Source organism: Methylobacterium terricola, from assembly GCF_006151805.1.
Taxonomy (GTDB): Bacteria; Pseudomonadota; Alphaproteobacteria; order Rhizobiales; family Beijerinckiaceae; genus Methylobacterium; species Methylobacterium terricola.
In genome coordinates, this window is sequence record NZ_VDDA01000016.1 from 56419 (window position 1) to 82222 (window position 25804).

Below are 25804 nucleotides of genomic sequence, written 5' to 3' on the forward strand. Positions count from 1 at the left end.
GAGTTGGCGATCGACAGGGCCTGCACGGCCAGCTGCTGCTGCGTCTGCAGCGCCTTCAGCTTCGTCGACTCCTCCTCGATGTCGGCGTCCACCAGCGTGCCGATCGTCCGGTCGTTCACCTTCATCAGCGTGTCGATGAAGTTCTTCTGACCGTCGATCTGGGTCTTGTTGGCGCCGAGCTTGGTGCCCGCATCGGTCACCTTGGCGATCGCCGCCTCGACCAGGTTGATCGACGCCTTGACGGAGTTGTCGTCGACGGCGCCGGCGCCGCTGTAGACGAAGAGCGTGGCGATCGAGTTGCCCACCGTCCCCCTGTCCAGGATGCCGCCGGCCGCGCCGGCCGAGGCGTCGGCGCCGACCGCCTGGGTCATCGCCGCGGAGGCCGCACCGTAGCCGATGTTGACGGTCGCGGAGGCGCCCATCGTGAAGTCGAGCTTGGCGTCGGTCGCGCCGGTGGCGGTGGTCTCGAAGGTCAGCCGGCCCGAGCCGTCCAGGCTCGCCCGGACCTTGCCGGCGTTGTTGGCCGAGGCCGCGATCTGGTTGTTGATGGCGGTCACGAGTTCCTGACGCGTGACCGCGGCGATGTTCGCCACGGCCGAGGACAGGGTCGCCTTCGTCAGCGTGATGGTGTTGGCGGTGCCGCCGGCGCCGCCGGCCTTGATGGAGAAGGACGCGTCGGCGGAGCCGCTGAAGTCGATCGTGGCCGCGACCGGCGCGCTGCCGATCGCCTTGGCGGTGGTCGCCTGGGTGCCGCCGGTCCCCGCGTCGTAGAGACGGATGGCCAGGGTGGACACATCCACCGTCGAGAAGGCGATCGCACCGGTCCTGTCGCGCGAGAAGCCGGCGACCACCGACCGGACGTCGGTGTAGGATCCGTCGGAGGAGTTGACCGACAGCCAGTTCTGGCCGCTCGACACCGACGAGTCGGCGACGGACTTCATCTGGTTCTGGATCGCGGCGATCTCGGTCTGGACCTTCGAGCGGTCGACGCCCGGCTGCAGCGCGGTCTGCAGCTTGGACCGCAGGTTCTGCAGGTTGGTGATGATGCTGGTCACGCCGTTATAGGCGGTGTCGACCGCCGAGGAGCCGAGGCCGAGCGAGTCCTTGACGGCCGAGAGCGAGGCGTTGTCGGTGCGCACGGTGGTGGCGATCGACCAGTAGGCGGCGTTGTCCGAGGCGGCCGAGACGCGCTGGCCGGTCGAGACGCGGTTGCTGGTCGTGTCGAGGTTCTGGCTGATGCGCTTGAGCGTGGTCAGCGCCGTCATCGCGGCGGTGTTGGTCAGAAGGCTGGTCATGGGTCGGGCTTTCCGGAACAAGGGTCGAGGAAAGGTCCGTTTCGGGCTCGCGCCGGGGCGCAAGTCGCCGTTTGCGGACCATGACCCCGGGGAGCGGGGTCGCGCTGCGCGTTGGACATCCGGACTTTCACCGGCCGCAGCGGGTCGACGTCATGTCTCCGGGATGGAACCCGGCCGCTGGAAGCTTTCGCCGGCACCGCGTTCCCCCCTTGGGGACCGCCCTGCCGATGACCTCATAATGGCGAGAACCACTTAGCAGGTGATTAAGGTTAAACGCCCCCGCCGGTCCGGATCTGGAACCGGCGCGGACCGTGCCTGGGGCGGCACGCGCGGTCCGGTTCCGCGCCTGCCCCAGCTTCGGCGAGGGATGGGGGCACGCTCGGGTCCGCCCGATGGACGGCCGGCGGGGCGGGAGGGCAGGCCGGCTCTCGCGAGGGCGGGCGGCCGCTGCGGGTCGCGGGACGGAGCGGCGGCGACCGCTACCCTCATCGAAGGCCCCTGAACACGGAGAAGGCCGCGCTCGGATCGAGCGCGGCCTTTCTCGTTCGTCGATGGCGGGGGCGGCCCTGGCGGACCGCCCTCACGGCTTAGCGGAACAGCGAGAGGACGTTCTGGCTCGACTCGTTGGCGATCGACAGGGCCTGCACGGCCAGCTGCTGCTGCGTCTGCAGCGCCTTCAGCTTCGTCGACTCCTCCTCGATGTCGGCGTCCACCAGCGTGCCGATCGTCCGGTCGTTCACCTTCATCAGCGTGTCGACGAAGTTCTTCTGACCGTCGATCTGGGTCTTGTTGGCGCCGAGCTTGGTACCCACGTCGGTCACCTTGGCAAGTGCCGCCTCGACCAGGTTGATCGACGCCTTGACGGAGTTGTCGTCTGCCGCGGCGCCGCCGCTGTAGACCGAGAGCGTCGCGATCGAGTTGCCCACCGTCCCCCTGTCCAGGATGCCGCCGGCCGCGCCGGCCGAGGCGTCGGCGCCGACCGCCTGGGTCATCGCCGTGGAGGCCGCACCGTAGCCGATGTTGACGGTCGCGGAGGCGCCCATCGTGAAGTCGAGCTTGGCGTCGGTCGCGCCGGTGGCGGTGGTCTCGAAGGTCAGCCGGCCCGAGCCGTCCAGGCTCGCCCGGACCTTGCCGGCGTTGTTGGCCGAGGCCGCGATCTGGTTGTTGATGGCGCTCACGAGTTCCTGACGCGTGACCGCGGCGACGTTCGCCACGGCCGAGGACAGGGTCGCCTTCGTCAGCGTGATGGTGTTGGCGGTGCCGCTGGCGCCGCCGGCCTTGATGGAGAAGGACGCGTCGGCGGAGCCGCTGAAGTCGATCGTGGCCGCGACCGGCGCGCTGCCGATCGCCTTGGCGGTGGTCGCCTGGGTGCCGCCGTTACCCGCGTCGTAGAGACGGATGGCCTGGGTGGAGACATCCACCGTCGAGAAGGTGATGCTGTTGGTCCTGTCGCGCGTGAAGCCGGCGACCACCGACCGGACGTCGGTGTAGCTCGAGTCGGAGGAGTTGACCGACAGCCAGTTCTGGCCGCTCGACACCGACGAGTCGGCCGTGGCCTTCATCTGGTTCTGGATCGCGGCGATCTCGGTCTGGACCTTCGAGCGGTCGACGCCCGGCTGCAGCGCGGTCTGCAGCTTGCTGCGCAGGGTCTGCAGGTTGGTGATGATGCTGGAGACGCCGTTATAGGCAGTGTCGACCGACGAGGAGCCGAGGCCGAGCGAGTCCTTGATGGCGCCCAGCGAGGAATTGTCGGTGCGCACGGTGGTGGCGATCGACCAGTAGGCGGCGTTGTCCGAGGCGGCCGAGACGCGCTGGCCGGTCGAGACGCGGTTGCTGGTCGTGTCGAGGTTCTGGCCGATCTTCTTGAGCGTGGTCAGCGCCGTCATCGCGGCGGTGTTGGTCAGCAGGCTGGTCATGGCAAAGGGGTCCGGTGTTGCGCGGTGGCGGGACTGTGCAGGAGTCCGGGCTCGTACCGGTGCAGCGGGTCGGGTTGTCGTGTCCGCGGGCCTTGGCGGCCCGCGGACAGTCACCGTACCGTCTGAGCTTTCAACACATCCGGCTTCTCACCGGGGGCAGCGGGTCGACATCATGTCTAGGGCTGGTTAAGCCCTCCGCTGCGCCTGCCGCCGAAGCCTTTGCTTGCCCCGGCGACAGGGAGGACTATCGCGAGACTCGCCTTATCAACCGCTTAAGCCGCCCATGGCGCGCGGACAGCCTGGGGATAACCAGGACAACACTGGGGTAACCCGCGAGAGAATCAGCCTGAATCCAGTGCGGCGGCGGTGGGAATTGGCGCCCCGGGATCCTGGTACCCGCGCCCGGACCTCCGCGAAAAAGCCCCGCGCAAGCCACCGGCCTTAGAGCAATCCCCGTCAAGACGGAGCATCGCGGCACATGGGGATCATCGTCGGCCTGGTCATCGCCATCGGCTGCATGCTCGGCGGCTTCGTGGCCATGGGCGGCCACCTGATCGTGATCTGGCAGCCCTGGGAGTTCGTCATCATCGGCGGGATGGCGGCCGGGACCTTCGTGATCGCCAACCCGATGAAGACCGTGGTCGATTCCGGCAAGGCGACCATGGAGGCGTTCAGCGGCAAGGGCCCGAAGCGCAAGGACTTCCTGTCCCTGCTCGGCCTGCTCCACGCCCTCCTGCGCGAGATCAAGACCAAGCCGCGCAACGAGGTCGAGACCCATTTCGACGACCCGGCGAATTCCGAGATCTTCAAGAACTACCCGGACGTGACCAAGGACCAGGGCCTGGTCCTGTTCATCTGCGATTATTGCCGGCTGATCCTGATCGGCGGCGCCCGCTCGCACGAGATCGAGGCGCTGATGGAGGAGGAGATCGGCACGCACAAGAAGTACGCCTTGAAGCCCTACGGGGCGATCAACACGGTGGCGGAGGCGCTGCCGGCGCTCGGGATCGTCGCGGCGGTGCTCGGCATCGTGAAGGCGATGGGCGCCCTCGACCAGTCGCCGCAGATCCTCGGCGGCCTGATCGGCGCGGCCCTCGTCGGCACCTTCTTCGGGGTGTTCGCCTCCTACGGCGTGCTGGCGCCGCTCGCCATCAAGGTGAAGGGCGTGCGCGAGAAGCAGTGCTCGGTCTACACCATCGTCAAGCAGAGCCTGATCGCCTACATGAACGGCGCCCTGCCGCAGGTCGCGATCGAGCACGGCCGCAAGGGCATCGCCGCCGCCGACCGCCCGACCATCGACGAGGTCGAGGCGGCCACCGTGCCGGGCGCCCAGAACCGCGAAGCGGCATAAGACGCACCGACGATGGCCCCTACCACCGATCCCAAGACCGATCCCAGGATCCTCACGAGCCCGGCCGACATCCGCGCCCGCATCCAGGAGGCCGCCGGCCTCTCCCTGGACCGGCTGCCGATGCTGCAGCTCATCTTCGACCGCCTGGCCACGGCCTGCGGCGACGGCGTCAAGCACCTCGCCGCCTCGTCGGTCATCTACTCGCTGAGCGGCGTCGAGACCGGGAGCTTCGGCGAGTTCCTCGACGCCTACGACGCGAACGCGGTGGTCGGCATCTTCCAGGCCCCGGCCTGGGACGGCCATATCCTGGTCGGCCTCGACCGCGACTTCATCTTCACCATGGTCGAGGTGCTGTTCGGCGGCGACGGCTCGGAGCAGCCGGTCGACGACGAGCGCACCTTCTCGGCGATGGAATTGCGCATCGCCCAGACGATCCTCGAGCAGGTCGGCCGGGCCCTCGAGGGGGCGTTCGGCCTCGTCTCGAAGACCGCGTTCACCCTGGAGCGCACCGAGACCCGGATGGAGTTCGCGGTGATCGGCCGGCGCAGCAACAAGGCGATCCAGGCCAAGTTCAACCTCCAGGCGCTCAGCCGCAGCGGCGAGATGTTCATCATCATCCCGCAGGGGGTGCTCAACCCGCTGCGGCCGAGCCTCGCCAAGGTGCTGACCGGCGAGACCAGCACCCGGCGCGACCCGCGCTGGACCAGCCAGATCGCCGCCGAGGTGCAGAAGACCACGGTCCAGCTGCGCGCCGTGCTGGAGGAGCGCCACCTGACGCTCGGCGAGATCGCCGGCCTGAAGGTCGGCCAGGTGATCGCCCTCGACGCCACGCCGGCGACGCGGATCAAGCTCGAGGGCAACGACAAGCCGCTGTTCTGGTGCCATGCCGGGCAGTCGCAGGGCGCCTACGTCCTGCGGATCGATGAGGCCATCCAGGACAAGGAAGGGGCGGAGCATGGTGTCGCTGGTTGATGGGGTGCTGCTCGCCGCCCTGGTGGGCACCACGGCCTGCGTGCTGCCGCTCTACCTGAAGCTCAAGCGCCTCGACCGCGCCCAGGCCGAGTACGGACGGGCGGTCGCGGCCTCGGGCCATGCGCTGGCCAGCGCCGGCGACGCGGTGCGCAACTTCACCGGTGAGGGCCGCGCAGTGCTCGAGGCGTTGAGCGCCAAGATCGAGGAGGCGCGGGCGACGCTGGACGCCCTCGAGGCCGCCCGCCGCGACGCGGTCAAGCAGGCGGCGCGGGACGCGGCCGCGGGCTAGCGCATCGTCCGGCGAAGCGGATGCCGGTTCGTCGAAGCGACCGCGGTGGACGTCCCACACCTCGCGCACCGTCCGACCCCGTGGATCCCGCATCGTCGGACGGCGCGTTCGGTACTGCGCGATGTCGTCCGGTCCTGGCGGCAGGTCCGTCGACGAAGCGGTCACCATGGCGGCGAACAAGGCTCTGGACATCGCCGCCGCCGCAGCTGCGGGCCTCGGGACGCCAAGCTCCGCGCCGGTAGGGTCGTGCCTGCCGCGGCGAGCCCCGGCCGGCCGAAGCCCGAACGGCGAAGCCGCAAGCCTCGGATCAGCTTGATCGCCTAGACCAGTCAGGAACAGTACGAGACTTCGACGCGAGCCCGCGATGAGCAGCAGCCCCTTTCCCGATGCCGGCGCCGGACCGGCCTTCCCGAGCCAGGGCGCGAGTTCCGCGGGTCAGCCGGCGGAGGACGGGCGCAACCTCGACTCGATCCTGCGCATCCCGGTGCTGGTGCAGGTCGTGCTCGGCTCCGCGACCATGCCGGTCGCCAACCTGATGAAGCTCGGCCGCGGCGCCATCGTCCCCCTCGACCACCGGGTCGGCGAGCCGGTCGACGTGATGGTCAACGGCCGGGTGATCGCCCGCGGCGAGATCGTCATCGTCGAGGAGGACAATTCCCGCTTCGGCGTCTCGCTGACCGAAGTCGTCGGCCCGGCCGACGGCGCACAGAACGGCTGATCGCGTGAACTTTGCGGCGCCCCCTCCGGCCTTGCGAAGCACCCACCGGGAGCTCGCGCCCGTCGACCAGGTCGCGACCCTGCTCCTGGCGATGGGCAAGCCCGCGGCGGGGCGCCTGCTGAAGTATTTCGAGCCGGACGAGATCAAGCGGATCACCCGCTCGGCCTCGAAGCTCGGCATGGTGAGCCCCGACCAGCTCGACGACGTGGTCGAGACCTTCTCGGAGGAATTCGCCGGCGGGGCGAGCCTCGTCGGCACGGTGCAGGAGGTCGAGAAGCTCCTCACCGGCCTGCTGCCGGCCGACCAGATCGCCGACATCCTGGCCGAGGTGCGCGGCAACGCCAACCGCTCGGTCTGGGAGCGGATGGCGACGGTGCAGGAGAGCGTGCTGGCGAGCTACCTCGTCAAGGAGCACCCGCAGACCGCGGCCCTGATCCTGTCGCGGATCAAGCCGGCCATCGCCGCCAAGGTGATGGGGCACCTGCCGCTGCCGCTGCGCAACACCGTGATGCGGCGGATGCTGAGCTTCAAGCCGGTGGTCGACGAGGTGATGCAGACGGTCGAGCGCACCCTGCACGAGGATTTCCTGATCAACGGGTCGCGCAATGCCGGCGCCGACACCCACGCCAAGATGGCCGACATCATCAACAAGATGGACCGCCAGCAGATGGACGAGGCGCTGACCAGCCTCGCCGAGGCGCGGCCGAAATCGGTCGAGATCCTCAAGGGCCTGCTCTTCACCTTCGACGACATCGTCAAGCTGCAGCCGCGCGCCCGCACCACCCTGTTCGACGCGGTGCCCAACGACCGCCTGGTGCTGGCCCTCAAGGGCACCGATGCCGAGTTCCGCACCGTGGTGCTGAGCGCGCTGTCGGCCCGGGTGCGCCGCATGGTCGAGCACGAGCTCAACGGCGGCGACCCCGCCGCCCAGCGCGACGTGATGGAGGCGCGCCGCAGCATCACCGACCTCGCCATGGACATGGCCGGCCGCGGCGAGATCGAGATCAACCCGGGAGGCGAGGATGACGCGCTCATCCGCTGAGCCGGCCGGGAATCGGGCACCAGCGGTGATCGGCCGCGCTTCGTCCTGGACGGGGCGTCCGCCCCGCAAGCCCGCACATGGCTGACGAGACCGACCAGGAGAGCAAGACCGAGGTCGCCACCGAGCGGAAGGTGCGCGACGCGATCGAGAAGGGCAACGTGCCGTTCTCCCGCGAGGCGCCGGTCTTCGCCTCGATCCTCGGCCTCCTCGTCTGCCTGAGCCTGGTGGTGCGGGGGCAGGCGACGGCGCTCGCCCGCGACCTCGCCTCGTTCCTCGACCATCCGGGAGGGTTCTCCCTCGCGACCGGCGAGGATGCGCTCACCCTGATGCACGCCACCGGCTTCGCGCTGGCCCGCTTCCTCGCCCCGATCCTCCTGGTGCTGGCGGGGTTCGGGCTCGTCGCCTCGCTGGCCCAGAACGTCCCGAGCCTCGTCGCCGACCGGATCGCACCGAAATGGAACCGCGTCTCCCCGGCCTCGGGCTGGAGCCGGATCTTCGGCCGCTCCGGCCAGATCGAGTTCCTGAAAGCCGTCTTTAAAGTCTCGTCGGTCAGTCTCGTCGTCCTCCTGCTCCTGCGCTCGGAACAGGCCAAAGCCGTGAGTGCCATGTTCGTCGATCCGAGCCTGCTCCCCGAGCTGATCCTCACCACCGCGATCCGCCTGGTCTCGGCCGTGAGCATCGCCACCATCGTGATCGTGGCGGGCGACCTCGTCTGGGCGCGCCTGCGCTGGCAGCGCTCGCTCAAGATGTCGCGCCAGGAGGTCAAGGACGAGCACAAGCAGATCGAGGGCGATCAGACCGTCAAGGCGCGCCTGCGCTCGCTCGCCCAGGACCGCACGCGCAAGCGCATGCTCGGCCAGGTCGATCGCGCCACCGTCGTCATCGCCAACCCGACCCATTTCGCGGTGGCCCTGCGCTACGAGCCGTCCGAAGGGCCGGCGCCGATCGTGCTCGCCAAGGGCCAGGACCTGATCGCCCTGCGCATCCGCGAGATCGCCGAGCAGAAGGGCATCCCGGTGATCGAAGACAAGCCTCTCGCAAGGTCGCTGTACGATGCTGTCCAGGTCGACCAGATGATTCCCGCGGAGTTCTACCGCGCGGTCGCGCAGATCCTGTTCTTCCTGTTCGCGAGACAACGATGATCCCTTACGACCACGATCTCGCGCAGGCCCGGATGGTGTCCGGGGACGTGATCGCGGCGGCCGAGGAGGTCTTCGCGACGGCGATCCGCGACTTCATCACCGAGTTCTGCCTGCTCGACGGCAGCGTGCTGATCGGCTGGGTGCGCGGCGAGCGCCACGGCAACATCGCCGACCTCGTCGCCTCCTCGGCCGAACCGTTCTTCAAGGACGCCACCCTGACCTATGCCGACGCCGCCGACGTCTGCCTCACCTGGGGCCGTTCGATGCAGGTGGTGCTCGACATGGAATTCGTCACGAAGCCCGTGACGGTGTTCTTCAAGCTCGTCCTCGACGGCTGCTTCGTCGGCGTGGCGATCCAGCGCATCCTGGCCGAGGACGGCCCGCCCCTGCACCTCGACACGTTCGCCCGCGCCCTCTCCGAAGCGCGGCTCTCCTGAGCCGCACCACCCGTCTCGCCCGGGGCCGAGCCCGTCCGGGAGCCGGGGCGCAAGGGCCGATGCGGGGCGGTCCGGCTGCGTCCGGGACGCGACGCCCGCCCGGGGGACTGCGATCGAGGGACGCGCGGGCCCTCTCCCCTCCCCTCTGACGCGTCGTCCGACGACGCGGACACCGGCTCGTCGCGGACATTGCGCACGCGGATGGCCTGCGCCCGTATCGCCGAATCAGGGCGGGGCCGGGTTCGTCCCCCCATCCGTTCGTTGGACGGTTCCACCGCCCCGGATCGCGGCCAAGGCCGAACTAACCGCCGCTTAACGCGTCCCCGCTCCCACACCGTCGTCGATTTCTAAAAAAAGCCTTGCGAAGCCAGCTTGCTGCGGCGCAGCGGTCATTGACCGCCCGCATCCGCGCGGACATGGATTCGTGTGGCGCATATCGGACACCGCAGGAATTCGAAAACGGGGCGTGCGCAGTGCGTGCCGACGGTTGAAGATTCCGAGCCGGCGGGGCAAGACTGGACCGAGGTCGAAGCGGCGTGACGCTGCGGGACCTGGTCAGGCTCGATGAGGGTACGACAGATGTATTTCTTGGTCGATGCCAGGAAATCGGTCAATGCAGGTTTCAAGGCCGGCTTCGACAGAGAAGGAGTATCTTCCTTCTCCCTGTCGCCGGACGAGTTCACGAGCTGGATCGAGTCGGCGTCCCGCAGCGACCTCGATGCGGTCCAGGGATTCCTGCTCGGCGACTTCGCCGAGCGCGCCCGCTGCGCAAGCGCGATTCGCCGTCAGTCCCGCGCGCCGATCATCGCGCTGGCCGATTCACGCTCGCTCGAGCAGACCCTGGTGCTGTTCGATGCCGGCATCGACGACGTGCTGCCCAAGCCCGTCCATGTCCGCGAGATCCTGGCCCGGGCCGAGGCGATCTGGCGCCGCGTGAACGGCGAGGCCGCTCACGGGTGCCTCGGCCAAGGAAGTCTCGGCCCCGCCACTCTCAGCCACGCGAATCCCGCCCAGACCCGCGTCAGCCCGGAGGCCGAGCCGGGCGCCGTCACGCCGCAGGCCAGCCCCGAGCGGCTGAGGGTGTTCTTCGACGGGCGCGACCCCGAGATCGACGGCGTGACGCTGTCCCTGCCGCGGCGGGAGCGGCACATCCTGGAATTCCTGGTCCGCAACCGCGGCCGGCGGGTGACCAAGACCCAGCTCTTCAACGGCGTCTACGGCGTGTACAGCGACGGCGCCGAGGAGAGCGTGGTCGAGGGCCATGTCAGCAAGCTGCGCAAGAAGCTGGCGCTGCAGCTCGGCCACGACCCGATCGAGGCCAAGCGCTACATCGGCTATACCTACGTCGGCTGACCCACCGCCTCGCCGGCGCCAAGCCGAGACGCCAAGCCGATGCGCCAAGAGACGGTCCTGACGCGGGCTGGTCGCGACGGGGAACAGATCGCCCGGCGGCGCACATCCCGGCCCGCTTCCGGCCCGGCCCGGCCCGGCCCGGACTGACGTAGCGGGTGGCGCTCCGCCGGTGTATCCGAGCAGAGTGCGGAGGGGCGGCGGCCCTCGCCGATGGCCCCCTCGGGCAGGCTCGTGTCATTTGCAGAAGGTCTTGGCCCCCGGCGTCCACTGGCCGAAGCCGGAGGCCACCATGTTGGCGATCACCCGGCAGACATACTGCTTCTGCGCCGGGTTGTTGTTCGGCCCGGCATGGTAGCGCGCCACCGCCAGGGTCCAGCTGCCCTCCCGGGCCTTGAGCTCCTTGAGGAAGGTCGTCGCATACTCGACGTTCTGGCGCGGGTCGATCATCGCCTCGATCGAGGAGAACTTAGCCCGGTGGTAATGGTGGTTGATCTGCATGCAGCCGAGATCGACCAGGCGCACGCCGCTGGCCTGCGCCTCACCGAGGCGCCGGACCACGTCGGCGGCGCTCGACCCGAAATACGCCTTGCCGCCGATATTCATGGCGTAGGGCTGCAGCGAGCCGCGATTGCCGCTCTCGGTCAGCCCGACGGCGTAGAGCATGCCGAGGGGGACGCCATGGCGCGACGCGGCCTGCGCCATCTGCTGCTCGCAGACATTGCCGGTCGCGGGCAGCGGCGCCTTGGCGGCGCCCGAGACCGTGGCGGCGGCATGGGCGCCCGAGACATGGGCGCCGGTGACGGCGTTAAAGATACAGGCCGCCGCGGTCGCGATCGCCGTGATGCGCTTCATCTCTCTGCTCCATGCTCCGGCGCCCGCCTTCCTCGGGCGCGCCAGGGGTGCGGCGGGCCGGCTGGTCCGGGCTCGCGCCACCCTGCTGCGGCTGGCCGCCGGCGAAGTCCGGCAGGGATTGGCCCCCCTGCGGCGGCGTCTCCTGACCCGTCACGCGCCCGGCCTGGACCGTGACGAGGTCGGGCTGGTAGCCGGCTTCGCGCACGAGGGCGCTCAGCAGGCCGCCGTCACGCCGCAGGAGATCCGCGGTCTCCTCGCGCTCGGCACGCAGGCTCATCTCGAGGCGGCCGTCCTGGAGGCGCATCCGGACCAGGACCTGGCCGAGCTCGGCCGGTCGCAGCTGCAGCGTCATGAGCCGCACCGGCCCCTCCGCCTGGGCGGCGGCGCTCAGCGCCGCCGCGGCCGCACCGGCCCGGAGCGAGGCGGCGTCCGGCAGGGACGCGGCCCCGGTCGTCACCGCATCGGCGATCTGGCGCAGGGTGGCGGCGGGCAAGGCTGTCGGGGCGGGCGGCGCCCCATGCACGGAGGCGGGCGCGCCGCCGGCCGGATCCGCCGGCCCCTCGGCCCGGCGTTCCGACGCGGCGGTGGATCCGGCCTCGGGCGAGAGCCCGGCCTGCGACAGCCTGGCCTGCGGCATGAGCCTGGCCTCGGGCGAGGGCGCGTGGCGGCCGACCTCGCCCTGACGCAGCCGATCCGCCATCCGTGCCGGGTCGGGCGCCTCCTCGGACGTCACGGCGGGTTCAGCCTCGGAGGACGCGTCGCCGCCTTGCCCGACGGGCATCCGGACGCTGCGCCCGGGGGTCGCCGCGCCCGCACCGGGCAGGGCTTCGGCGGCACGGCCGGCCTGGCCCGACAACGGTATCGCGGGCTGGGGCGCCGCCGCGCCAGGCGGCGGAGCGGCCGCGGCAAGGGCCGGAGCCGGGTTGGACGGGGCCGCGGGGAGGGCTGGAGCCGGGCCGGACGGGGCCGCGGGGAGGGCTGGAGCCGGGCCGGACGGGGCCGGCGCTCCGACCGGGCCGGGCACCGGAGCCTCGGGCCGTGCCGATGCAGCCGGCGCGGAACCGTCCGTCGCCGGGGGGACGGAGGGCATCACCGGAGCCGGCTCATGCGGCCGCGCGGCGGCGACCGGGGTGGCTCCGGCGGGCGCCGCATCGGCCGAGGCCATCGGTGGCGCGTCCGGGCGCGGCGCATCGCGCAGCGGCTCGGCGCCGGCCGGGAGTTCCGGACCGGCGGATGCAGCGACCGGCGGAGTGGTCAGGGCCGCCGTCCGGACGGTGGACGGGGCCTCCGACGGAGCCGGAGACGAACCGGCGGGCTGCGCCACGAACGCCGCAGCGACCGCTCCCGCGGCCGGCGCAGTCGGTGCGGCGGGCGGCGTCGCCGGCAGCGGCTCCACGGCCCGCTGGAGGAATCCGGCCTGGGCCGTCGGGACCGGCGATGCCGCCCCGCCCAGGGACGCGACGGCGTCGGACGTTCCGGCCGGCGCCGCAGGGCCCGCACCGGCGGAAGGCAGGGCGGCGGAGGGCGACGTGACCGGGGCGAAATGCGTTTCCTGCGCGACCAGCATCGCGACCGGCCGCGCCGCCATGCCGGACGCTGCCTGTTCCAAGCTCGTCTGTGCCAAGCTCGTCTGTGCGGAGTCCAGCTGGGCCAAGCCCGCCGGCCCGTGCCGTGCCGGCGCCGTCTCCGCCCGTGCCGCCACCGCCTGTGCGAGGGCCGGGAGCGGCATGGCGGTGGCGGGGACCGGGTCGGGGGCGGACCGGGAGGCCCCCGTCGAGGCGCCCGGCCCGGTCGCCGGGGCCGGCACGGCGGCGAGGTCGGTGCGCACCGGCCAGACCACGGGGGCGAACGGTGCGACACTGGCCGGAGCGAGGCTCGGTCCGGCCCCGGCCTTCGGCGCCGGATCCTCGTCGGCGCGGACGGAGGGGTCCTCGGCCGCCGCGGTCGGGGCGGCGGGGTCCGATCCCGCAGCGGCCAGATCCGGGACTGCTAGATCCGGGGCTGCCAGATTTGGGGCGGCGAGGGCGGAGGCGGCGAGGGCGGAGGCGGCATGGGCCTGCGCCGCCCGCTGCGGCGGGAGCGCGCGCGCCGTGACGCCCTGCGGCGGCCGGGCGGAGAGCGCCCGGCCCGGCGTTGCATCGATCTGGGGGTTCGGCGCGGCCGCGTCCTGCGGCAGGGCCGCGGCGGGTGCGGCGCCCTGCCGTGCGCCCGATGCGTTCGATGCGTTCGGCGCGTCCGATGGGTCCGATGCGCCGGTGGCGGGCGGCCGGCCCGCCGCCCGCTCCATCAGGGCGGCGAGATCCGCCCCGCCCGGGCGGAGCGGGGTCGCAGGCGCCGCGCCCGCAGCGGCGGGCGCCGCCCCGGCCGCGCCGGCGAGGAGCGCCCCGAGCACCGAGGGACGCGGCGCCGGCCCCGGGCCCGCTTCCGTCTGTTCCGCGGCCGCGCCGGCCTCCGGCGCGGGCTCGCGGCGCTCGAGACTGTCGAGCATCGCATCGAATCCGGGGCCGGGGCCGGGAAGGACGGGTTCGCCGGACTTGCGGGCGCCGTCGAAGCGGGATTGCGGGCCCGGCAGCATCGCGTCGAGGGGGGTCACGGGTCGGTCCTGTCGATCACCCGGTCGACCTGCGCGAGCGCCTCCCGCGCCCGGGCGATCGACGCGGCTTCGGGAAGCTGGCGCCGGGGGGCGGACGGGGCGGGCTCGGCGGCGACCGGCGCCACCGGTGGGACGCCGCCGCGGATCTGGCCGGCGGTGGAGAGCGCGGCGTCGAGGAGGCGCAGGTCGGCCGGGTCGAGCCCGGCCCGCTCGATCCCGCGCAGGGAATCGAGCCCCTCCTCGTAGCGCCCGTCCACCACGATCAGGGCGGCGGCGCGGTAGAGCCGGGCCCGGGACGCGGCCTCGCTGTCGGGGCCGGCGAGGCTCAGCGCCCGCTCGGCCGCGAAGGTCGCGGTCTCGCGCCGGCCCTGGTCCAGCCCGGCCCGGGCGACCAGTAGGTAGAGGTCGCGCCGCTCGCCCGGCTCGATCTCGTCCAGCATCCGCTCGAGCTGGGCGACGCGGGCGCGGTCGGTGTCGAAGTCGAGCCGAGTGAGGGCCGTGGCGAAACGCTGGCGGAAATTGCCGGCATAGACCGAGCGGCGGAACCGCCGCAGGTACTGGATCGACAGGGCCTCGAAGCGCTTCGCGTCCCCGCCCTGGGCGTGGATGAAGATCTCGCGGCGCAGGGCCCCTTCCTCCACCAGGGTGCCGGGCGCCAGCAGCCGGGCGAGGTCGAGGAGCTCGATCGCCTTGCGCGGCGCCTCGCGCACGGTGACCGCCGCCTGGGTCAGGGCGAGCTGGCCGGCGAGGCCGGGGGGTTGCGTGCGGGCGTCGAAGCGGCCGAGCAGGGTGCGCGCCTCGCGCTCCCGGCCCTCGAGATAGGCGAGTGCGCCCTGCACCAGGGGCGCATCGCCGTCGGGCAGCCTGCCCGCCTCGAGCATCCGCCGCAGCAGCGTCGGACCACCGCCACTCAGGGCGAAGGTCACCGCCGCCCGGACGTTCTCAGGGCTGCCCCAGGCCTCGGGCTCGAGGGCGAGCAGGCGCTGCTCGATATGGCCGAGGAGCTGGCGCTGGGCGAGATGGGCCTGGGTCGAGCCGCGGGCGATGCGGTCCTGGAGGAGCTGGAGCGTGCGCACCAGCTCGACCGGCAGGCCGCGGGGCGCCACCGGCAGAGGCTCGATCGGCTTGGCCGGCGCGGCATGGCCGCCATGCCCGTCCCCTCCCCCACCGTGCGACTCGGCGGCCGGCGCGGCGGGGCCGCCATGCCCGTCCCCGGCGGCCTGGGCCGGCATCGCCACCGGGAGCAGCCCGGCCGCGAGGAGGATCCCGGCCAGCCTCAGGCCGGCCTTGCGGCGGCGGCTCATTCGGGCAGCCCCCGCACCAGGATCTCGATGCGCCGGTTCTCCGCCGCCTTCGGATCGGCGGGATTGCGCGGCTGGCGGTCGGCGTAGCCCTCGATGCGCTCGATGCGGGATTCGTCGACGCCGCCGCGCACCAGCATGTAGGAGGCCATCTGCGCCCGGGCCGTCGAGAGGCGCCAGTTGTCGTAGGTCTCGGAGCGGAACGGCCGCCCGTCGGTATGGCCGCGGACCACGATGCGGCCGGGCCGGCCGTTGATGACCTTGGCGATCTTCTCGATCGCCCGCACCACCTTCGGGGTCGGCTCGGCCGAGCCGATGCCGAACATGGTGAAGTCGATCTCGTCGGTGATGCTGATCAGGATGCCCTCGCCGGAGCGGCGCACCTCGACCTTCGGCATCGGTGCACCGGTCGAGAGGGGGGCCACCGCCTTGGCGATCTCGGCCTTCATCGCGGCGACCGCGGCGGTCTCGGCCGCCTTGTCCTTGGCGGGGTCCTTGGCAGGATCCTTTGCGGCATCCTTGGCGGCGTCCTTGGCCGGATCCTTCCCGGTCTCCTTGGGCGCCGGCTCCTTGGGCGCCGGCTCCTTGAGGGCCGCCGCCTTGTCCTTGGCGGGATCCTTCGCGGCGTCCCGGGCCGGATCGCGCGGGGTGAGCGGCAGCGTATCGTCGGCCGACGCGACGCGGGTGGTTGCGTCCTTCGGGTCGCGCGGCTTGCCCGCGGAGGCCACCTGACCCGCCGCATCGAGGCGGTTCTCGGCCGGGGCCTTCACGGCGGTGCCGACCTTGCCCGGCCGGTCGGTGCGGTGGCGCGGCAGCGGCTCGACCTGCCAGTAGAGCGGATCGAACGGATCGCGCGCCGCGTCGCCGCCGCTGATGCCGGGCTGGCCGGATTCAAGCGACGCCGCGTCGGCGCTCGCGGTGTCGCCGCGGTCGCTCTCGGCGGCCAGCCGCGCCAGCACGGCGTAGGGATCCTGGAACAGGGCCGATTCCCGCGCCCGGCTGCCCGGGGCGGCCTCGCTCGCCTTGTCGCCGGCCTTGCCCTCGCCCTTCCCCTCGCCCTTCCCCTCGCCCTTGCCTTCGCCGCCCTTGCCCTCGGCCTTGCCGCCCTCGGCGCCGGGCTCGGAGGGGGTGTCGTGGGGATCGCGCAGGCCCTTCTTGTCGTGGGTGACCTCGGCGAGCTTCACCGGGTTGAAGTACTCGGCGATGGTCTGCTTCTGCTCCTTGCTGGTCGAGTTGATCAGCCACATCACCAGGAACAGCGCCATCATGGCGGTCATGAAGTCGGCGAGCGCGATCTTCCACGCGCCGCCGTGATGGCCGTCCTCGTGGTCGCCGTGGCGCTTGATGATGATGATTTCCTGATGGCCCTCGGACATCTCAGGTCTCCGCCACCGCCGCCGCGATGAGGCGCGTCCAGGCGCCGAGCTGGGTATCGATCACGGTCTGGTCGGCGCTCACCTGCACCTCGGGCGTCTCGGCCGGAGTGAACGACACAGCGGCGGCGAGCGGCCCGAGCCGGCCGGCCAGCGCCGCCAGGAGGTCCTCGGGCCCGCTCACCCGCACGGTGGCGGCCTGCGGCTCGGCGAGCAGCCGGGTCAGCGCGCCGCTCAGCTCGGCCACCGCCTGGCGGCGCAAAGCGTCGGTCAGCACCGGCACCAGCAGCCGGGCGATCCGGTCGGAGAGGGTCGCGTCGAGGGCGCGCAAAGCCGCCGAGAAGCCGTCGGCCAGGGCCTCGGCCTCGGCCGCGCTCCAGTGACGGCGCGCCTCGACGAGGCGGGCCTCCGCCTCCTCGGCCGCCCGCAGGCGGGCGGTCTCGGCCTCCCGGCGCGCCTCGGCCAGGCCCAGCTGCCGGCCGCGCTCCTCGGCCTCGGCGAGCAGGGCGGCCCGCTCCTCGGGCGTCTCGCGCTTTACCGCGGGCGGCTTGACGAAGGGGCTCGTCGCGACCGGCGCGCTCGCCTCCGGCGCAGCGGACGGCGTGGGGACCGGCGGGGCGGCCACCGGAGGCTTGACCGCCGGAGGTTTGGCGACGAGCGCGTGCAGGCCCTCGCGCCAGACATCGGCCAGGCTCTCGGTCGAACCTGCGGGCGGAGGCGTCGGCGAGCCTGCGGCTCGGGCCGGCTCGATCCGGATCGCGTCTGGCGCGTCCAGGGCCGGGAGCGGCGCGGGCGAACGGGGCGCACGGGCGAGGCCGGCCCAAGGATTGCCGAGAGGGTCGCCGGGGGCCGGGGCGGCCTGGCCTTGAGGCGACGGCAGCGCCGGGACCCGGGACGCCTGCGCCGGGATTTGGACTTGCGCGGGCACCTGGACCTGCGCCGGGACCTGCTCGACCGGGAATTCCGGCAGGTAGCGGGCGATCACCGCGTTCATCACGCCGGCTCCTCACGCAGCAGCCAGCGCTTGAGGATGGCGGCGACCTGCTCCTCGTCGAGGTCGATCATCTGCTCCAGGCGCTTCTGCGGCGAGTTCTTCGCCTTCTCGGCCATGTCCTCGATCAGGCTCGCCATGGCGGGCATGCCCTCGGGGCCGGCCAGAGCCGGCTGGCCCGGGATGGCGCCCGGCACCGCGCCCGGCGCCGGCAGGGCACCGGCCTCGATCCCGCCCGGCAGGGCAGCGACGGCGCCCGCGGCCTCGAGCGCCGCGATTTCGCCTTGAGCCGCCTCCGGCACCGCCAGGATGGCGCGGAGCGCCGGGCGCAGGCCGAACCAGATCAGCAGGCCGGCCACCACCAGGATGGTCGCCGCGTTGATGAGGGTCGCGGACTGGCGCATCATCACGTCGGCGATGCTGAGCGGCGGCACCGGCTCGAGGGCCTGGCCGTCGTTGATGAAGCCCACCGCCGCGACCTTGACCGTGTCGCCGCGCTCCTTGTTGGCCCCGGCCGCCGAGGCGACGATCTGCTCGATCTCGGCGATCTGCTTGTCGAGGTTGACGCTGGCGGCGTCCTGGCCGGGCTGGCCCGCCTGGCCGGATTGCGCGACGAGGCGCGAGCGGTTGACCAGCACCGCCACCGAGAGGTGCTTCACGGCGTAGCCGTCGCTCACCGTCTGGATGACCTTCTGGCCGATCTCGTAGTTGGTGAGGTCCTCCTTCTTGGAGGTCTCGTTGCTGGCGGTGTCGTTGCCGTCCGAGCGGGTGCGCTGGTCGGGCAGGTTCTGCTGCGCGCTGGTCGGCCGCTGGGCGCTGCGGTTCTGGCTGTTCTCGTTCTCGCGCACCGAGCGGACCGAGCGCGCGACCTGCTGGTCGGGGTTGTAGATCGTCTCGTTGGTCGAGGTCTTGTCGGTGTTGAGCTGGGCCGCGACGCTGACCTCGAAATTGCCGAGGCCGAGATAAGGTGTCAGCGCCCGGCGGATCCGGTCCTGCACCTCGCGGCTCATGTCCTTCTCCAGGCTCGCCATCTTGCCGGTCGGGGCCTGGGCGCCGTCGTCGCCCGACAGGAGCAGCGTGCCGTCGGCGCCGATCACCGTGACCCGGTCGGGCTTCATGCCGGGGATCGCCGAGGCGACGAGCTGGCGGATCGCCTGGGCGCCGCTGGTGTCGTCGGCCGGCTCGGTGCGCACCACCACGGATGCCGAGGGCGGCTGCTGGTCGCGCCGGAACGAGCCGCGCTCCGGCAGAACGATGTGGACCCGCGCCGCGCGCACGCCCTTCATGCCCTGGATCGTGCGGGCGATCTCGCCCTCGAGCGCCCGGACCCGGGTCACCTCCTGCATGAACGAGGTCATGCCGAGCGACCCGAGATCGTTGAACAGCTCGTAGCCGGATTTCGAGCTCTGCGGCAGGCCCTTCTCGGCGAGCAGCATCCGGGCCTGGGCGGTATTGCCGTAGGGCACCAGCACGGCGCCGCCGTCGGCGCTGACGTCGAAGCGGATGCCCGCATCCTTGAGCACGCCGCCGATGCGGGCCACGTCCTCGCGGGACAGACCGGTATAGAGCGTCTCCTGCGCTGGCCGGCTCAGGTAGTAGGCACCCAGGCCCACCGCCAGGAACACCACGAGGCCGATCAGCCCGAGAGCGGCGAGACGCCGGGGCCCGAGCTCGACGATGTTGCTCCACAGCCTCTCGGCTTGCTCGCGACCGGACATCCCTCAGCCAATCCCGTCCCAGCCCAGGCGACACTGCCTCACCGCTCTGTGACGCGCCTGCCTTGTGCGGAGGTTGCGGGCCCGCGTGCGCCGGCGCACCCGACGGCGGAAGAGCCGATTGACGATTTTCATGATGATCAACATCAATACGCACATGACGGCGATCATGAAAAATCCGCCGGCACGGAGAACGACGATGACCGACACGAACGACGCCGCGCTGCGGCCCGCCGCCCTGATCACCGGTGCCTCGTCGGGCATCGGCGCCACCTACGCCGAGCGCCTCGCCCGCCGGGGCCATGCCCTGGTGCTGGTGGCCCGCGACGCCGCCCGCCTCGACCGGGTCGCGGAGCGGCTGCGGGCCGAGACCGGCGTCGCGGTCGACGTGCTGCCCGCCGACCTCACCGATCCGGCCGGCCTCGCCGCGGTCGAGGCTCGCCTGCGCGACGATGCCCGGATCGGGATCCTGGTGAACAATGCCGGTGCCGCCGCCCCGGCGGGCTTCACGGCCGCGGATCTCGCGCCGCAATACCACCTCGTCGCCCTCAACGTGGTGGCGCCGACCCGCCTCGCGGGTGCCGCGGCGCAGGCCTTCCCGGGCCGCGGCGGCGGCGCCATCGTCAATCTCGCCTCGGTGGTGGCGCTGGCGCCCGAATGGCTGCCCGGCGTCTACGGGGCGACCAAGGCCTACATGCTGACCCTGTCCCAGGCGTTGCAGGCGGAGCTCGGGCCGCGGGGCGTCTACGTGCAGGCGGTGCTGCCCGCCGCGACACGGACCGAGATCTGGGAGCGCTCCGACCGGGCGGTGGAGAGCCTGCAAGGCGTGATGGAGGTCGGCGAGATGGTCGATGCCGCCCTCACCGGGTTCGACCGGCGCGAGGCGGTCACCATCCCCTCCCTGCCGGATGCAGGCCAATGGGAGGCGTTCGAGGCGGCGCGACGGGCGATGGTGCCGAACTTCGCGCAAGGCCACGCGGCGGCGCGCTACCGGAGCTGAGGACGAGGTCGGGCCGCCGCGGCACGTCCCGGACGGGCGGCCCTGGGACAATCTTCCGTCGAGACGACGACCGGACGATCGCGCGGAACGTCGATGACGCCGGAAATCAGCAGGTCGCGGCACTCGTCCACGCACCGTCTGGCGCAATCGATCGGATCGTCACCCGTCCGCCATGACCTGACAATGACAGGAATTCACCACGGGTTAACCACCGATCGACAGGATCGAGCCTGGTCGAGCCCGACCTGCCGAACCCTCAGATCATGCCATGTCCTCGCGACGCGTGCCCGCCCTGCGCTCCATCGGCGGCAAGCTCACCGCCGCCCTGCTCGCCTGCTCCCTGTCCGCCACCGCGCTCCTCGGTTGGACGGCCGACCGGCAGCAGCGTGAGGCCGCCGACGCCGCCATCGCGGCGGCGCTGGGCCAGCGCTACCAGGCGGTGACCGACGCGATGGCCGAGCAGGGCCAGCGGGCGCTCGCGGCCGCGACCAGCCTCGCCCACGACCCGGCGATCGGCGAGGCGCTCCGGCGCGGCGACCGCGCGGCGATCCTGGCGCGCTACGCGGCCCTCGGGGCGCGGCTGGCCGAGGACCTGAACCTGCAGCGGATGAGCTTCTTCCGCCCGGACGGCGTCGCGGTCGCGCGGCTCCTGGCGCCGGAGGCCCACGGCGATTCGGTGCTGGCACGGCGCGCCACCGTGCGGTCGGCCCTGCAGAGCAGCCGGCCGGCGACCGGCATCGAGCCCGGGCGGGACGCGATCGGGATCTACGCGGCCGTCCCGGTGGTGCGGGACGGCACGACGCTCGGCATCGCCGATGCCTGCGGCGTGCTGGGCGCCGACTTCCTGGCCGAGCTGAAGCGGCGGCTCGGCGTCGATCTGGCCTTCCACCTCGTCAAGGACGGCCCCCCCACGACCCTGGCGGCCACCTTCCCCGACAAGACCCTGCTCGACGCCGCCGCGCACGGGGCCGCGGCGACCGGGCCGATCGCCTGGCGCGAGGTCCGGCTCCGCGAGCGGGCGACCGCGGTGACGGCCGGCCCGCTCGTCACCTTCGCCGGCCAGACGATCGGCACGATCGAGGTGGCGCTCGATGTCTCCGACGTGGTCGCCGCCCGGCACCGGGCCGCCCTGCTGCTCGTCGGCACGCTCGCCGCGGCCGCCCTGGCGGCGCTCGCCGTCGCCTGGGCGCTGGCACGCCACATCGGCCGGCCGCTCGCCGGCCTCGACCAGACCATGCGGGCCCTCGCCGAGGGCCGGCTCGACGCGTCCGTCCCGGCGACGGGGCGCAGCGACGAGATCGGCACCATGGCCCGCGCGGTCCGGCTGTTCCGCGACCGCCTCGCCGAGGCCGATACCCTGCGGTCGGCGCAGGCGAGGGGCCAGGCGCAGCACGCCCGCCGGGCCGCGACGGTCGATGGGCTGGTGCAGGATTTCGACCGGGCGGTGGGCGAGGTCGTCGGCATGGTCTCGGCGGCGGCGACCGAGATGCAGGCGACCGCCACCCGGCTCACCGGCACCGCGGGTGAGACCGCCCGGCGCTCCGCCGCCGTGGCGGAGGCTTCCGGCGACGCGGCCCGGAACGTCGGCATGGTCACGAACGCGGCCGGGATGCTCGGGGCCTCGGTCGCGGCGATCGACCGGCAGGCCACCGACTCCGCCGAGCGCGCGAGGGAGGCCGTCGCGGAGGCCGCGCAGGCGGGCACGATCGTCGCAGACCTTGCCGGCGCGGCGACCCGCATCGGCGACGTGGTCGCGCTGATCTCGGGCATCGCCCAGCAGACGAACCTGCTGGCGCTCAACGCCACCATCGAGGCGGCCCGGGCCGGCGAGGCGGGACGGGGCTTCGCGGTCGTCGCCGCCGAGGTCAAGCAGCTCGCCGGCCAGACCGCCCGGGCGACCGCGGAGATCGGCGAGCAGGTCGCCTGGATCCAGGCCTCGACCGGCCGGGCGGTCGCGGCGATCACCGGCATCACAGGGACGATCCACGCGGTGAGCGACACGGCCGGGGCCATTGCCTCCACCGTGCGCGAGCAGGACGGCGCCACCCGGGCGATCGTCGCCTCCGTCGGGCAGGCCTCGACCCGCACCGGCGAGGTCACCGCGACGATCGCCGGCGTCTCGCAGGCCGCCCAGGAAACCGGCAGCGCCGCAGCCCAGATGCTCGCCACCTCCTCCGAGCTCGCCCGCCAGGCCGAGCACCTGCGCAGCCGGGTCCACGGCTTTCTGGAGGCGGTGCGGACGGCGTGAGGGCTGGCCCGTCAGGATCGAGGGCCGATCCGGCCTGCCGGGTGCGAGGATGGCGCGCAGCCCGGGAGGCGCGGTGTGGCGGCGCTCCTACGGTGGAGCGACCGTGTCCGCTCCCTGCGGATCGGAGCCGACGCAGGCCGCGTAGGCGTTGATGATCCCCGGCAGCAGGCCGGGGAAGCGGGCCTCCACCTCGGCCCAACGGGAGACGTTGCGGACCTCGACCCCGTGGCGCTCGCTCCGGATCAGGCCGGCTTCCCGCAACACCTTGAAGTGGTTGGACAATGACGATTTCGGGATCACCCGGTCGCCGACGGCCGCGAGGGCCGAGCAGGCCTCGATGCAGCCGGCCCGCATGATCGTGGCGAAGATCGCCGCCCGGCTCGGGTCGGCGAGGGCGTGCAGGATCGCCTCAGGGCGCACGTCCTCGATGGCGGGGTGAAGCAGCGGTCTCATCATTCGTCCACGTAAGGCCTTGAACTCCGCGCCCATAGTTCCGAAGTTCCGAACTATGGGACCATCGCTTCCATCCCGGAGCTGGCCCGGATCGGGGAGTACCACACATGTCCAAGCTCGAGGGCAAGGTCGCCGTCGTCACGGGCGCGTCGAAAGGCATCGGTGCCGGGATCGCCAAAGCCTTGGCGCGGGACGGCGCCGCCGTGGTGGTGAACTATGCCTCCAGCAAGGCGGGGGCCGACGCCGTGGTGGCGGCCATCGTCTCGGGCGGCGGCCGGGCCGTCGCGGTACGGGGCGACGTGTCGAAGGCGGCCGACGCGCAAGGCCTGATCGAGGCCGCCGTGACCCATTTCGGCCGGCTCGACGTGCTGGTCAACAATTCCGGCATCTACGAATTCGCCGCGATCGAGGCGCTGACCGAGGACCATTACCGCCGCCAGTTCGACATCAACGTGCTCGGCCTGCTGCTGACGACGCAGGCCGCCGCCAAGCACCTCGGCGAAGGCGGCAGCATCGTGAACATCTCCTCGGCGATCACTCACGTGCATACCCCCGCGGCCGCGGTCTATGCGGGAACCAAGGGCGCCGTGAACGCCATCTCGGGCGTGCTCGCCAACGAGCTGGCGCCGCGCAAGATCCGCGTGAACGTGGTCAGCCCGGGCTTCGTCGTGACCGAGGGCGCGCAGACGGCCGGGGTCGTCGGCTCCGACATGGAAGCCAGCCTCGTCGCGCAGACGCCCCTCGGCCGCGCCGGCCAGCCGGACGACATTGCCGGAGTGGTGGCGTTCCTCGCATCCGACGACGCCCGCTGGCTGACGGGCGAGGTGATCACCGCCAGCGGCGGCATCCGCTGAGGCTACGAGGATCATGCCTGCGCGCGACCATGACGGGGCGCGCGCAGGCACGCCCGGATGCGGCATCCTCGGCAGGGCCGCACGGCGCGGCGCCGCAGGGAGCAATCGCTTTTGTCTCCCTCGCCGAAGCGGTCACCGCCTCGGCGAGGGAGGGCTAGAACCGCTCGACCCATGGCCGCAGCTCGACCTCGAACGACCACGCGTCCCGCGGCTGGCGCAGCAGTTCGAGATAGGCGCGCGCCACGCCCTCCGGGGTGAGGGTGCTGTCGGGCCTGTCCGCCGGGTCGGGCCGGCGGGCGCTGCGCACCGCGCCATCCACGACGACGTGGGCGACGTGGATGCCCTTGGGCCCGAGTTCGCGCGCCGCGCTCTGGGCGAGGCCGCGCAGGGCGAACTTGCCCATCGCGAAGGCGGCCGAGAGCGGGAATCCCTTCACCCCGGCGGTGGCGCCGGTGAACAGCAGCGCGCCGTGGCCGCGCGGCTCCATGCGCCGCGCCGCCGCGCGGGCGACCAGGAAGGCGCCGTAGGCGGTCACGTCAATCGCCCGCCGCACGGCCTCCGGATCGAGGGAGGCGAGCGGACCGGGCGCCCGGGCGCTGGCGTTGTAAATCACCACGTCGGGCTCGCCGAGGCGGGCATCGGCCTCGGCGAACAGGCGCTCGACCGCCCCCGGATCGGCGGCATCGGCCGCGAAGGTCTCGGCCCCGGTCTCGGCGGCGAGATCGGCGAGCTTCTCCGCGTCGCGGGCGGCGAGGCCGACCCGCAGGCCCTCGGCGGCGAGGAGGCGGGCGAGCGCGGCGCTGATGCCGGCGCCGGCGCCGACGACGAGGGCGGTGCGGTAGGGGATCACGGGCGCGTCTCCGTCATGGGCGCGTTTCTCCATCATGGGCGCGTTTCCTGGAGCGTCACCTGGGAGCCCGGCAGGTCGAAGACCAGGCAGGTGGTGCTGGCGGTGGCGCAGAGCCGTCCGGCCTCGTCGGCGAGGCTCGCCTCGGCGACGGCCTGGCGGCGCCCGGCATGGACGATGCGGCCCGTCGCCGTGACGCAGCCGGAGCCCGCCGTGACGGCCCGCAGGTAGTTCACCTTGATCTCGAGGGTGGTGTAGCCGCGACCGGCCGGCAGGGTGCTGTGGACGGCGCAGCCCATCACGCTGTCGAGGAGCGTCGCCAGCGCGCCGCCATGGACGCTGCCGATCGGATTGTAGAGGTACTCGCCCGCCGGCATCCGCATCGTCACCCGGCCCGGCTCGGCCTCCGCCAGCGTGATGCCCATCAGGGTCACGATCGGCGGCGGCGGCACCGCGCCGGCGATCAGGGCGCGGAGGAAATCGAGCCCGGCCATGCCGTGCCCGGCCCTCGCGATCGCCCGCGGATCGGCCCAGGCGACGCGGCGCTCCCGCGGCGGCTCGTCTGCGATGCCGGACATGCTTCCTCCCTCGGCCTTCTTACATGACGGCAATCATGATATCATATTGATGATCATCGTCCTCAATGATGTCAACGGCAGGAGCGGAGTCGGGATGCGGGTGACGCGCGAGCAGTTCCAGGAGAACCGGCGCCGGATCCTCGATGCGGCCGGCCGCCTGTTCCGCGAGAAGGGGTTCGCCGCCGTCACGGTGGCCGAGGTCATGGAGGCGGCGGGCCTGACCCATGGCGGCTTCTACGGCCACTTCGCCTCGAAGGAGGACTTGGCCGCCCAGGCCCTTGCCGGGGCGTTGGCGCCCGCCCCGCGCGAGCCCGGGGCGGCGCCCGACCTCGCGGGCTTCGTCGCCGCCTACCTGTCGGCAGCCCACCGCGACCGGCCGGGCGCCGGCTGCGCGCTGGCGGCCCTCGGGAGCGAGGCCGTGGACAGGCCAGTCGGGCCGACCTTGCGCCGCCTCACCCCGCAGGACTGCGCGGCCGCCCTCGTT

The 25804-nt window shown here is 72.5% G+C and carries 23 protein-coding genes; 12 read left to right on the forward strand and 11 right to left on the reverse strand.

Annotated elements, in window-relative coordinates; translation table 11 throughout:
• A partial coding sequence (locus FF100_RS38420; protein ID WP_139038687.1) for a flagellin N-terminal helical domain-containing protein occupies window positions 1-1295 on the reverse strand: 1295 nt, incomplete at its 3' end.
• Window positions 1296-1882: 587 nt separating this feature from the next.
• Window positions 1883-3211, reverse strand: coding sequence for a flagellin N-terminal helical domain-containing protein (locus FF100_RS38425; RefSeq protein ID WP_139038609.1), 1329 nt, complete (start codon window positions 3209-3211; stop codon window positions 1883-1885).
• A gap of 478 nt (window positions 3212-3689) precedes the next feature.
• On the opposite strand from FF100_RS38425, the gene motA reads away from it, so the two are divergent.
• From motA to FF100_RS25710, 8 genes are all read left to right on the forward strand, one after another.
• Window positions 3690-4562, forward strand: a complete 873-nt coding sequence (gene motA, locus FF100_RS25675; RefSeq protein ID WP_048453911.1) for a flagellar motor stator protein MotA — start codon at window positions 3690-3692, stop codon at window positions 4560-4562.
• Between the two features lie 12 nt (window positions 4563-4574).
• Complete coding sequence (locus tag FF100_RS25680) at window positions 4575-5534, forward strand: flagellar motor switch protein FliM (protein WP_139038610.1); 960 nt, start codon at window positions 4575-4577, stop codon at window positions 5532-5534.
• Window positions 5518-5823 carry a hypothetical protein gene (locus FF100_RS25685; RefSeq protein ID WP_139038611.1) on the forward strand — a complete coding sequence of 102 codons (306 nt, stop codon included), beginning with the start codon at window positions 5518-5520 and terminating at the stop codon, window positions 5821-5823. Before FF100_RS25680 ends, FF100_RS25685 begins: the two co-directional genes overlap by 17 nt.
• A 364-nt stretch (window positions 5824-6187) precedes the next feature.
• Window positions 6188-6541 carry a flagellar motor switch protein FliN gene (gene fliN / locus FF100_RS25690; RefSeq protein WP_246102360.1) on the forward strand — a complete coding sequence of 118 codons (354 nt, stop codon included), beginning with the start codon at window positions 6188-6190 and terminating at the stop codon, window positions 6539-6541.
• 31 nt (window positions 6542-6572) lie between these two features.
• Window positions 6573-7583 (forward strand): flagellar motor switch protein FliG, encoded by a 1011-nt coding sequence (locus FF100_RS25695; RefSeq protein ID WP_281287323.1) that lies wholly within the window; start codon window positions 6573-6575, stop codon window positions 7581-7583.
• A gap of 77 nt (window positions 7584-7660) precedes the next feature.
• Window positions 7661-8725, forward strand: coding sequence for an EscU/YscU/HrcU family type III secretion system export apparatus switch protein (locus tag FF100_RS25700; protein ID WP_139038613.1), 1065 nt, complete (start codon window positions 7661-7663; stop codon window positions 8723-8725).
• Entirely contained in the window at window positions 8722-9162 is a 441-nt protein-coding gene (locus FF100_RS25705; RefSeq protein WP_139038614.1) for a hypothetical protein, read from the forward strand. The genes FF100_RS25700 and FF100_RS25705 overlap by 4 nt, the downstream gene beginning before the upstream one ends.
• 579 nt (window positions 9163-9741) lie before the next feature.
• A complete protein-coding gene (locus tag FF100_RS25710) occupies window positions 9742-10515 on the forward strand; it encodes a response regulator transcription factor (RefSeq protein ID WP_139038615.1) in 774 nt (257 codons plus the stop codon).
• Between the two features lie 234 nt (window positions 10516-10749).
• Here FF100_RS25710 and FF100_RS25715 read toward each other — a convergent pair whose 3' ends face one another.
• Genes FF100_RS25715 through fliF form a run of 6 tightly spaced genes read right to left on the reverse strand, consistent with a single transcriptional unit; the run spans window position 10750 to window position 19343 of the window.
• Complete coding sequence (locus FF100_RS25715; protein ID WP_139038616.1) at window positions 10750-11367, reverse strand: transglycosylase SLT domain-containing protein; 618 nt, start codon at window positions 11365-11367, stop codon at window positions 10750-10752.
• Entirely contained in the window at window positions 11321-13960 is a 2640-nt protein-coding gene (gene fliK / locus FF100_RS38010; protein ID WP_246102362.1) for a flagellar hook-length control protein FliK, read from the reverse strand. Before fliK ends, FF100_RS25715 begins: the two co-directional genes overlap by 47 nt.
• Window positions 13957-15264, reverse strand: coding sequence for a chemotaxis protein (locus FF100_RS25725; RefSeq protein ID WP_139038617.1), 1308 nt, complete (start codon window positions 15262-15264; stop codon window positions 13957-13959). Before FF100_RS25725 ends, fliK begins: the two co-directional genes overlap by 4 nt.
• Complete coding sequence (locus FF100_RS25730; RefSeq protein ID WP_139038618.1) at window positions 15261-16637, reverse strand: MotB family protein; 1377 nt, start codon at window positions 16635-16637, stop codon at window positions 15261-15263. Before FF100_RS25730 ends, FF100_RS25725 begins: the two co-directional genes overlap by 4 nt.
• A gap of 1 nt (window position 16638) precedes the next feature.
• Window positions 16639-17628, reverse strand: a complete 990-nt coding sequence (locus FF100_RS25735; protein ID WP_139038619.1) for a hypothetical protein — start codon at window positions 17626-17628, stop codon at window positions 16639-16641.
• Window positions 17628-19343 (reverse strand): flagellar basal-body MS-ring/collar protein FliF, encoded by a 1716-nt coding sequence (gene fliF, locus FF100_RS25740; RefSeq protein WP_139038620.1) that lies wholly within the window; start codon window positions 19341-19343, stop codon window positions 17628-17630. Before fliF ends, FF100_RS25735 begins: the two co-directional genes overlap by 1 nt.
• Before the next feature lie 196 nt (window positions 19344-19539).
• Here fliF and FF100_RS25745 point away from each other — a divergent pair, with 196 nt between their 5' ends.
• Both FF100_RS25745 and FF100_RS25750 read left to right on the forward strand, forming a co-directional pair.
• The gene (locus FF100_RS25745) at window positions 19540-20340 is read left to right on the forward strand and encodes an SDR family NAD(P)-dependent oxidoreductase (RefSeq protein ID WP_139038621.1); all 801 of its coding nucleotides are present in this window, start codon (window positions 19540-19542) and stop codon (window positions 20338-20340) included.
• A 268-nt stretch (window positions 20341-20608) separates the two neighbouring features.
• The gene (locus FF100_RS25750; protein WP_139038622.1) at window positions 20609-22588 is read left to right on the forward strand and encodes a methyl-accepting chemotaxis protein; all 1980 of its coding nucleotides are present in this window, start codon (window positions 20609-20611) and stop codon (window positions 22586-22588) included.
• Window positions 22589-22675: 87 nt separating this feature from the next.
• Here the strand turns inward: FF100_RS25750 and FF100_RS25755 are convergent, their stop codons facing one another.
• On the reverse strand, window positions 22676-23041 hold the full coding sequence (locus FF100_RS25755) for an ArsR/SmtB family transcription factor (RefSeq protein ID WP_139038623.1): 366 nt from the start codon (window positions 23039-23041) through the stop codon (window positions 22676-22678).
• Between the two features lie 107 nt (window positions 23042-23148).
• Between FF100_RS25755 and FF100_RS25760 the strand changes: the two genes are divergently transcribed.
• Window positions 23149-23895: a glucose 1-dehydrogenase gene (locus tag FF100_RS25760; RefSeq protein WP_139038624.1), complete on the forward strand. Its 747-nt coding sequence runs from the start codon at window positions 23149-23151 to the stop codon at window positions 23893-23895.
• Between the two features lie 154 nt (window positions 23896-24049).
• Here FF100_RS25760 and FF100_RS25765 read toward each other — a convergent pair whose 3' ends face one another.
• Both FF100_RS25765 and FF100_RS25770 read right to left on the reverse strand, forming a co-directional pair.
• Window positions 24050-24781, reverse strand: coding sequence for an SDR family NAD(P)-dependent oxidoreductase (locus tag FF100_RS25765; RefSeq protein ID WP_246102364.1), 732 nt, complete (start codon window positions 24779-24781; stop codon window positions 24050-24052).
• Window positions 24778-25320: a PaaI family thioesterase gene (locus tag FF100_RS25770; RefSeq protein ID WP_139038625.1), complete on the reverse strand. Its 543-nt coding sequence runs from the start codon at window positions 25318-25320 to the stop codon at window positions 24778-24780. Before FF100_RS25770 ends, FF100_RS25765 begins: the two co-directional genes overlap by 4 nt.
• Before the next feature lie 94 nt (window positions 25321-25414).
• On the opposite strand from FF100_RS25770, the gene FF100_RS25775 reads away from it, so the two are divergent.
• On the forward strand, window positions 25415-25804 hold a 390-nt coding region (locus FF100_RS25775), incomplete at its 3' end, for a TetR family transcriptional regulator (RefSeq protein ID WP_139038690.1).